Consider the following 8,443-nt stretch of genomic DNA (forward strand, 5'->3'; position numbering starts at 1 on the left):
GGGTGGGGATGTAGCGCAGGGGTGGCAGGGTGCCGAGGCGGTGGCGGCCCTTCGGGCGTGGGGTGCACAGGGTCAGGATCCAGGCAAGGGCCCGGACGGTAAGGTCCAGCATGTCGGCGCTCCTGGTAAGCGTTGGCCGCGCCCCGGGACGGTTGCCTCCGTCGCCGGGGTCTGTTCTGTGACAAGCACGCTACTGGGTGCACATGGGAGGTGTATAGCGGTTGGGCGCACTCCACCCATACGTGGAACTGGGTACTGTCGTACGTTGTTCGATATGACGCCAGATCCAGGTCAGTCGCCGATCGACCCGAACAAGATCGCGTATGTCTACATGCAGATGGCCGACCACATTGCCGAGCGGATCGCCACGGGGGAGCTTCGGCCCGGGGCGCGACTGCCCGGGGAGCGAGACCTTGCTGCGGAGTACGGCGTCGCGCATCTGACCGCCCGTCGCGCCACCCGCGAACTCCGCGAACGCGGCCTCGTAATCACCCTCCCCGCCAAGGGCACGTTCGTCGCGTACCCCGCCGAGTTGGACGAACCCGCAGACGGCGAAGGTGGGCAGTGATGGTGGTCGTGTGTCCGGGGTGCGGCAGCGCCGAGACGCGGGCGGTTTCCCAGGCTCGCAGCGGAAAGGGCGCGGCGCGCGACGATCTGTTCGGTCGGCTGGCGCCCGGGCCGGACAAGGCCGGCGACGGATGGGTGCACTTCCTGGAGGGCATGGTGCTGACCGGGATCGGCATCGCCCTCGCGTACACGGGCGTTCAGCAGGACAAGCCTCTGTACATGGCCGGCGGTGCGCTGCTCGCTCTCGTCTGCTTCTTCGCTACCTTCGCGGTCGTTCGCGACGACCGGCGCGAGAAGGCTGCTGCCGAGGCCGGGATTCCGCGCGCGGAGCGGCTGTGGCGGCCCGCTCACTACTGCTACGGCTGCACCTCGGTGTTCTGCCCTGGCAGCACCCCGTGGCAGGGGCTGCTCACCCCGGAGCAGTTCAAGAAGCTGGTGTGGACCGAGGCCGGTTACGCCGACCAACTCGTGGTGGGGGACAAGGCGAAGGACGCGGGAGTACCGCTCGGTGTACTTCCGGAAGAACGGTTCTAAGGGCGTTGGTGGCAACGGACAGGAAGCGCGCACCTGAGGTTGATGAGGGCTCCTCTGCCTCGTACGGTTCCGCGCCCTCAGCGCTCGTGGACTCCGGCACGAGGACCCTGTGGCGCCGCACCCGCCATAATGCCCGTAGGAGGTGAGCGGCCGTGTCCATCATGAGCGACCTGATCGAGCGGGGCGGCATCCCTGAGGGATACAAGGTCGAGGTCTTCGACGGCAGGGTGATCATGACTCCGCAGAGCCCGGAGCAGGACTGGACCGTCTCCGACGTCAAGGACGCGGTGAAGGCTGCTGGGATCGCCCGGGAACGTGTCTTCGGGGACGTACTCATCACGTTTCCCGGCGAGAACGACGCCGCCCCGGATCTGACGGTCGTTGGCTTCGACGCCGAGCGTCGGAAGAACAGCTACTCCTGCCTGGATGTGCTGGCCGTGGTCGAGGTTCCTTCGGAGCCGGAGGACGAGAAGGACTACGTCCGGAACGTTCAGAAGTACGGGCGCTTCGGCATCGACTTCTACATGATCGCCGACCCGTTCAAGAAGACGGTCACGCTGATGTCGGAGCCGCACGCCTCCGGGTACGGGAGAGTCGTCGAGACTCCGTACGGCCAGCCGGTCGGCTTCACCCTGGCCACCGGAGAACGCGTGGAGATCGACACCAGTACGTTTCCTACGCGTGGCGGCACTGGGGTGTGACGCCCGAGATCGGTTGAGCTCCCACGCCAACCGCCCCGCCCCCGAACGGACATCAGCCCATCCAGGAACGGGGCGGCGGCCCGAACCCTCAGTCGGTCACATCAGCCGGTCAGTGCCCCCGGCACCGGCTCACATCGATGCGCACGATCTGCGGATCGTGATCGCTCGCCTGGTCCGCGAACTCCGCGTTGATGTGGACCACGTCGTAGTCGAAGTGGGTGACCGCGGGGGTCGTCAGGGTGTGGTCCAGGGTCTGGGAGTTGCCGTCGTAGACGTAGGTGTAGCGCTCCGCGGGCGGGAGGGTCGTGATCAGGGGACGAAGGACGCCGCCGGAGGTCAGCGTCGTCACCGTCCGGGAGAACTCGAAGTCGTTCAGATCGCCCAGGACCACCGCCTTGGCGTCCTTGTCGGCCGCCAGCAGGGACTTGACGAAGGTGTTCACCTCAGCCGCCTGTGCCGCGCGCTGGGTTTCCGAGCTGCGGGCGGGCTGCTGGTAGCGGCCGTGGAGGGGCTGGTCGCCGCCCTTGGAGGTGAAGTGGTTGGCGATGACGAAGACCGGTTCGCCGTGGAAGACGAACTCGCCCACCAGCGGCTTGCGGCTGCTGTCCCACGCGTCGCTCGTCGGGTTGATGCGGCCGGGGGAGTACGTGAGGTGCGCGCCCTTCCTCGTCTTCACCACGCTCGTCGCCGTCGTCGCGTCGCCGCCCGCGCGGTCCGTGAAGGAGACGCGCTTGGGGTTGAAGAGGAACACCTGGCGGATGTTGCCGCCGGGCTCGCCGCCGTCCTGGTTGTTCGCGGGGGCGATGTAACGCCAGGAGTAGCGGGGGCCGCCGGCCGCGCGGATCGCGGTGGTGAACCTCGTCAGCGTCTCCTCGGACGTCACCGTGCCGTCGTTCGTCGCGCCGTTGTCGTCCTGGATCTCCTCCAGGGCCACGATGTCGGGGGAGTTGAGGTTGACGGCCACTCCTGCCGCCAGGCGGTCGAACTTCCCCTGGGGGTCCAACGCGTCGAGGTTCTCGACGTTGTACGTCGCCACCGCCAGCTCGTCGCCCTTCTGGCGGCGGGTCACCTCCTGCTTCAGCCCCTCGGAGGCCAGTGTGCCGAGCTGCGTGGCCTGGACGATGTAGCCGCCGAACGTGGAGTAGTCGAGCGGGCCGGTCGTCGTGCCGGACAGCTCGTCGCCGACGTTCGCCACGGGGCCCGTCGTGTCCAGCGACGCCACCTTCACCCGGCCCGTGTTGGGCTCGGCGTAGGAGGAGTAGAGGGTGCCGCCGCGCTTCGTCGGGTGCTCGTCGGGCTTGACCGTCACCCACAGCTCGTCGTACGCGTCCGTCGCGCCGACCACACGCGCGTCCGTGAACGTCGTACGCATGCCTTCCAGGGACTCGAAGAAGTCCAGGGCGTACGACCCCGGTTCGAGAGCCAGCGCTTCGATGCTGCCTCCGTCCGCCTCGGGCGTGTACGCGTCCGGGATCGTCGTCCCGTCCAGCTTCACCGGCTCCGGGAGGGCGTTGCCGGCCGAGACGACCGTCGCCGTGGGGCCCGTGATCTCCGTGACCGACTGGCTGGTGCTGCTCGGGTGGTACTCGGTGACCCGGCCGGTGACCAGGACCGAGTCGCCGACCGCCACCGTCGGGGTGGTCGAACCCGTGTAGACGAAGACGCCCTCGCTGGTACGGGCGTCGGCGTCCGCCTCCGGGTCCTGGATCCAGTAGCCCTTCGAGCCGCTCGTGCGGACGCCGGTCACGATGCCGGGGACGCGAGTGACCGCCTTGCCGGCGTACGGCGAGAGGCGCGTGGTGCCCTGGATGTCGTGGACGCGGACGGTTCCCGGGTCCGTCGTACCGCCACCGCCACCGCCTTCGCCGCCGCCCGAATCCGGGGTCTGGCCCGCCGAGTTGACCGGCGAGGGGGTGGCGGCGGTGAGATCCGTCGCGTTGTCGTCCGTGTCGGCCAGGGAGTCGGCGCGGGCGACCGAGGCGGTGTTGGAGGCGCCGGTCGCGGGGCCGCTGCCCTCGCGGACGACCGCGGTGCCGTAGCCCACGACGTCGAGGACCCGGCTGTCGGCCGTGCAGTCCGCGGCGGTCTTGCAGGTCAGCGCGGTGGTGCCGGAGACGAGGGCGATGGTGCCGGTGGTGGCGCTCATCGCGATGGAGCCGGCGGCGTCGGGGGTCGGCAGGGCCGTCGTACCGCCGCTGCCGGTGCCTTCGCCGACCAGGTAGTGGCCACCGGCGGCGAGTGAACCGCTGAGGGCGGTGACCTGCCACTGCGAACTCGCGGAGGCGGTGCCCGGCAGGTACTGCACGCTGTAGGCCGACAGGTCGAAGACCTCGGAGCCCGCGTTGGCGAGCTCGACGAAGTCCCGGGTCAGGGTGGCTCCCGAATTGCCTCCGCCGCCGTACACCTCAGAGATCACCGCGGTGGCCGACGGGGCGGCGACGGCGGTCCAGGCGGGGAGGGCGGTCAGCGCGAGCGCGCCCACCGCGCCCACGGCTATCAGCGGGTAGGCGGCGCGGCGGGCACGGGGGCCTCTTCGCTCGTGCGGGCTGCTTCCCTCGCGAGAGCTGCTTTCCTCGTGGGGTCTTCCATCGGGGCTGGACACGCTGGCGGTCTCCTCGGATCGGACGTCGGACGGCGGGTGCGGCAACGCGCCTTCGGTCGGCGGTACTTGTGGCGGGGGCGTGGGGGGACCGTGGGGAGTCGGCTCAAGTTACGCGCGTAGAAGTGGGGGCGCCAAGAGGGCGGAGGTTAAATCCTGGGAACGGGTGGGTGCGGCAGAGTCGTTGGGATCGGGCGTACGGGGCTGAGAGGGCCGGCAGTCGGTCTCGGGTGAACGGCGGGTTCGGGATCGCCGCGGGTGCGTGGGGAATCGTGCGCGTGCCCGGCTGGATCGGAGGGGCACCGGCGGGGAAGAGCCGCGCGGCGCGGCAGCGGTAGTGGGCCGTGGGCGGCGCCCCCCAGGCCTCCGTCGTGCGCTAACGTCCCCCGCCATGCGTATGCACAGGGTGGGGAAAACGGTGGCCGCGCTGGTGGCCGCAGGCGGGCTGCTGGGTACGGCCGGGTATGTCGTGGTGGGGTCTCCGGCCGGGGACCTGCTGTTCGCGTACGGGTGCGGGGACGCGGAGGAGCGGCTCGGGGAGGTACTGGCGGGCGAGTCCGTGCTGGAGGTGCCGCCGGACGGGAGCAGGGGCGGGGAGTCGTATCAGGAGTGCGATGACGACGATCGGTTCGTGGTCGCCGGGAGGTCCTACGCGTACGACGGGTCCCCGCAGAGCGCGCTCCAGCACTACCGGGACAGGGCGTCCGCGCAGGGCTGGCGGGCCGTGGCCGGGGACTGCTTCACGAAATCGGTCGGCGATACGACCGGGTATCTGACGGTCTGGGGGCCGGACGAAGGGACCCTGCAGGTCGAGATCACCGCGGATCGGGAGGACAGTCGCTGGTGCGAGTGAGGTCGCCCCGCGTCATCCTTGCCGCCACGGCAACACGCGGCCGCCCTTCCTCGCCGACGGGAGGACCTCAGGGGCGCGCCGATAGCGGAGGGGCCGTCGTGCAGGTACCGCAGGTCGCCACTCGTGCGCGGTCCCGGCGGCCCGGCGGGCGCCAGGTGGTGCGGCGGAGCGACCGACGCGCCCCGCGTCAGTGGACGTGTGCCGACTCCCGCACCTTGCGGCCGAGCTTGGTGAAGCCTTCGGGGACGGCGGAGAGCAGGTCGTCCTCGTGGTACGGGGTGCGTTCCGACTCGTCGTCCGGGCCCGGCAGTGTCAGCAGCAGGGCGGGGTAGTCGTTCGGGGCCGTGTCGTTGAGGCAGCGGTCGCAGAGCGGGAGCATCCTGCGGCGGCTGCCCTCGGACGACACCCGTACGTGGCGGCTGGACTTCGCCGGGCCGTGCAGGGGGTTCACGCCGCAGCAGCGGGTGGTGTCTTCGCCGGCGAGGGCGGCGCGGGTGGCTCGGGCGAGGACGATGATCACGACGAGGGCGGCGGGGCGGAGGGTGTCGAGGTCTTCGCCCGAGCCGCCCGCCGCGGAGGCTTCGTCGACCAGCACCATCGTCGCCTCGTAGCGGTCGAGGGACCGGGCGTCCGCGGTCTCGCCGGTGCCGAAGGCGGTGGTCATGGCGCGGATCTCGGTCTTCGCCGTCTCGCGCAGATACGCCAACGATGGTGCCGCCGGGGAGACTTGGGGCAGCGCGGAGGTGGGGAGCGGCACCGGATTGCGGCGCCGCAGCAGTGTGCGGGCGATGCCCAGGACGGCCGCCGCGAGGCCGAAGAACAGGAGCGCGGCGAGGACACCCAGGAACAGGCCCGACCAGAACTCGCCGTAGTAGAGCGGGCGCAGCTCGTCCTCGGCGATCGGGTCCGTGACCGGGTACGGGTCGCCGGGGGTGGTCGGCTCGTCCGTGCGGGCGGTCTTGTCGAGGATGACCATCAGGTCGTCGAGACGTTCGCCCAGGAGGTGGTCGTCGGCCTCGTCCGACTTCGCGTCCCCGTACGAGATGGACTCCGGGAGGTCGAAGAAGGCGCTGTAAGTGTCCAGTCCCAGGCCGTAGTTGAAGACGTCGATATAGCCGTCCAACGGGTCGGCGACGATATAGACGCCGTCCTTGCCGCCGAGCTTGTCGCGGGCCGCCGCCGCGAAGGCCTCCTCGTCCGCCTGGGACTCGTCCTCGTAGATCTGCGGGACGAGCGCGACGAAGACCGGGCCGCCGCCCTTGGAGGAACTGAACTTCTCGATACGGCTGTGCAGTTGGGCCAGCTGTGCCGCGTCCAGTACCCGGGGGCTCTCCGGGTCCGCGTACACCGGGCCCTCGGCCAGGCCCTTCGCCACGCGGTCGAGGCGGGCGTTGAGGTCGATCGCCCTGGGCGGGGGTGAGGCGCTCGACCTGGTCTGGTCGAAGACGAGGGGGGCGGTGAGGGCGATCGCTACGGCGGTGGCCAGGGCGAGTGCGCCGAGGATCCAGATCCCGGAGGACTTCGACTCGCCCTTCGTCTGCTTGCGGGGGGCCGCTCCGGGGCGGCGGCGCCACCATCGCCGTACATAAGGAACCAGCAGCAGCATCAGCAGGGGTACGCCCGTGACCGCCATGCCCGTGAGGGTCGACTGGTTCTCGCGGTCGGACGGGCCGATGTACAGGTCGGCCGGTTCGTCGCCCTCGCCGTACTTCTCGCGTGCCGCCTCCGCGCGGGCCGCGGCCTTCTCGGCGCCCTGCGCGATGGCGTCGGCGAAGCGTTCGAAGCTGCGCAACGGGCCCGCGTCATAGGGGAGTTCGTAGAAGGCGACTGTCGCCGCGTCCTCCGCCGGGGCCGGTACTCCGTATGCCTTGGCCTCCGTGACCGTCGACTCGTCGATCAGTACGTACAGGCCGTCCTTGCCGAGACGCTCTTGGACCGCGTCGAGCAGGCCCACGCCGGTGGTGGCCTGGGCCGGGAGGACGAGGACGTAGGTCGGTACGCCGGTGCGCTGGGCGAGTTTCGCAAAGTCGGGAGCGGTGGACCGCGGTATCTCGCGGGGGAGTTGGTCGGTGACGTAGACCGGGTCGGTGCGGAGCCGGGCGGCGAGATAGGCGGCCTGGGGGTCCGTGGAGGTGGCGCCCCGGGCGGCGGGCGTGGCGGTCGCGAACGCCGCGATGAGCAGGGCGAGAAGGGTGAGGAGCCGAGCTCTGAACGCACCGTTCTTCTTCGTTGCCGCCCTCATCGCCGTGCGCCCCCGTTCCCGCCTGCTGTCACGCGCGGCACTCTACTGGGGGACTTCGCTAGTGCGAAACGGTGTTCTGAGGCGGCACGAGGTGGGTGAGCAGTCGTTCGCCGTCGAGGGAGGTGAGCCGGCACCAGGAGCCGTCCGTGAACACGATCCGGAAGTCGCGTCGCGCGGTGCTGAACCTTCTGCGCTCCACGGTGGCGATGCCGCTCAACTCGGTTTCCCACAGCACCTCTTCCCACGGTTCCCCCGGGTCGTCGAGGGCGCCCAGGACGAGGAGGCGGCGGTCGGTCAGTACGGCGTGGATGACGTCGGTGTCCGGGCGGCGGGCGGGGTCGAGCTGCCAGGGGAGGGTGCGGGCGAGGCTGCCGGGGGCGGCCCACAGGACGGGGAAGTCCTGCGTCTCGTTCTCGGGGTCCTCCGGTTTACCGAGGCGCTCGGAGGCGCTGGGGCCGACTCCTGTGCCGCCGAGCACCGCGGCGAGGGCGATGAGCGCGAGCGCGAAGACGACCTGCGCGGTCGTGCTCAACGCGATGATCACCCTTGAGCGGAGCCGGTGCGTCGGCCCTGCCGGCCAGCCGGGCAACTCCCCCTGGATGTCCTGGCGTTCGGCGTCGCGGAACCAACGTCGCCCTGCCACGCGGTCGGCGGCGCCGGTGGCGAAGGAGACCGGGGCGCGGGCGAGTTCGTGCTCGCCGGGGGCGGGTTGCCAGCGATGGGTGGCGCGGGACGGTGCTGTCATCGGGACTCCTTGGCAGACCTTGGGTGCAGGGCTCGGTCCGGCGCCGGCCCCCGGAGCGATAGACGACACCGCCGGGCGCCCTCTCGGCGCCCCGGCGACAGTGATTGGCAGATTTGTTTTGTCGCGGCAGGCAAAACCGCAGGTGGGTGAGGTCGAGCGTGGGACACATCTGCCACTCCCTCATCGGGGATATGCCGGGGGG

At 70.5% G+C, this 8,443-nt stretch carries 7 protein-coding genes; 4 read left to right on the forward strand and 3 right to left on the reverse strand.

Features of this window, described 5'->3' with window-relative positions:
- Window positions 1-274: 274 nt before the first annotated feature.
- The 3 genes from TN53_RS39645 to TN53_RS39655 all read left to right on the forward strand — a co-directional run bounded on the left by TN53_RS39645 (window position 275) and on the right by TN53_RS39655 (window position 1,802).
- Window positions 275-568, forward strand: a complete 294-nt coding sequence (locus TN53_RS39645; RefSeq protein WP_046263711.1) for a winged helix-turn-helix domain-containing protein — start codon at window positions 275-277, stop codon at window positions 566-568.
- Window positions 568-1,101 carry a hypothetical protein gene (locus tag TN53_RS39650; RefSeq protein ID WP_046263712.1) on the forward strand — a complete coding sequence of 178 codons (534 nt, stop codon included), beginning with the start codon at window positions 568-570 and terminating at the stop codon, window positions 1,099-1,101. Before TN53_RS39645 ends, TN53_RS39650 begins: the two co-directional genes overlap by 1 nt.
- A gap of 161 nt (window positions 1,102-1,262) precedes the next feature.
- Window positions 1,263-1,802 (forward strand): Uma2 family endonuclease, encoded by a 540-nt coding sequence (locus TN53_RS39655; protein ID WP_046263716.1) that lies wholly within the window; start codon window positions 1,263-1,265, stop codon window positions 1,800-1,802.
- Between the two features lie 109 nt (window positions 1,803-1,911).
- Here TN53_RS39655 and TN53_RS39660 read toward each other — a convergent pair whose 3' ends face one another.
- On the reverse strand, window positions 1,912-4,302 hold the full coding sequence (locus TN53_RS39660; RefSeq protein ID WP_420719161.1) for a lamin tail domain-containing protein: 2,391 nt from the start codon (window positions 4,300-4,302) through the stop codon (window positions 1,912-1,914).
- A 490-nt stretch (window positions 4,303-4,792) separates the two neighbouring features.
- Between TN53_RS39660 and TN53_RS48745 the strand changes: the two genes are divergently transcribed.
- Complete coding sequence (locus TN53_RS48745) at window positions 4,793-5,254, forward strand: hypothetical protein (RefSeq protein WP_234441812.1); 462 nt, start codon at window positions 4,793-4,795, stop codon at window positions 5,252-5,254.
- A gap of 187 nt (window positions 5,255-5,441) precedes the next feature.
- On the opposite strand, the gene TN53_RS39670 is transcribed toward TN53_RS48745, so the two are convergent.
- Together TN53_RS39670 and TN53_RS39675 are read right to left on the reverse strand one after the other, a co-directional pair.
- Window positions 5,442-7,496 (reverse strand): hypothetical protein, encoded by a 2,055-nt coding sequence (locus tag TN53_RS39670; protein WP_046263714.1) that lies wholly within the window; start codon window positions 7,494-7,496, stop codon window positions 5,442-5,444.
- A gap of 58 nt (window positions 7,497-7,554) precedes the next feature.
- A complete protein-coding gene (locus TN53_RS39675; RefSeq protein WP_046263715.1) occupies window positions 7,555-8,241 on the reverse strand; it encodes a hypothetical protein in 687 nt (228 codons plus the stop codon).
- Window positions 8,242-8,443 lie beyond the last annotated feature (202 nt).

This window comes from Streptomyces sp. WM6386 (assembly GCF_000972385.1).
In the GTDB taxonomy this organism is placed as follows: Bacteria; Actinomycetota; Actinomycetes; order Streptomycetales; family Streptomycetaceae; genus Streptomyces.